Genomic DNA, 446 nt, shown 5'->3' with positions numbered 1-446 from the left:
GTTGGGGCCGGGTGATCTTTCTGTCATCGGAATCCGGGGTGGCGACGCCGGCTGACATGCTCAATTACGGCGTGACCAAAAGCGCCAACCTCGCGGTGTCCCACGGCTTGGCCAAACGTCTGGCTGGCACCGGGGTCACGGTCAATGCGATCCTGCCGGGACCGACTTTCACCGATGGCCTGCAGGACATGCTCAGAGACGCGGCCGCCGAATCCGGGCGCGACCTGCGCGACGAAGCCGACGCCTTTGTGCGCAAGGCCCGTCCGACTTCGATCATCCAGCGCGTGGCGGATGTTTCGGAAGTGGCGCATCTGGTCACCTATATCGCTTCACCGCTGTCTTCGGCCACCACGGGCGCGGCCTTGCGCGTTGATGGCGGTGTGGTCGACAGCCTGACTATCTGAAATTTCCGAAAGAGAGGTTTTATGCCAACAGCATCTGCAACC

1 protein-coding gene is annotated in these 446 nt (G+C 62.3%); it reads left to right on the top strand.

Going from position 1 to position 446, the window contains the following annotated elements; genetic code table 11:
• Positions 1-404 (top strand): SDR family oxidoreductase (locus J5M71_RS28500; RefSeq protein ID WP_207839008.1); only part of this gene is annotated, 404 nt, incomplete at its 5' end.
• Positions 405-446 lie beyond the last annotated feature (42 nt).

Origin of the sequence: Pseudomonas sp. 43(2021) (assembly GCF_017490805.1) — a bacterium.
Taxonomy (GTDB): domain Bacteria; phylum Pseudomonadota; class Gammaproteobacteria; order Pseudomonadales; family Pseudomonadaceae; genus Aquipseudomonas.
Note: the sequence above shows the minus strand (reverse complement) of the source record. Positions and strands in the feature narration are given on the sequence as shown.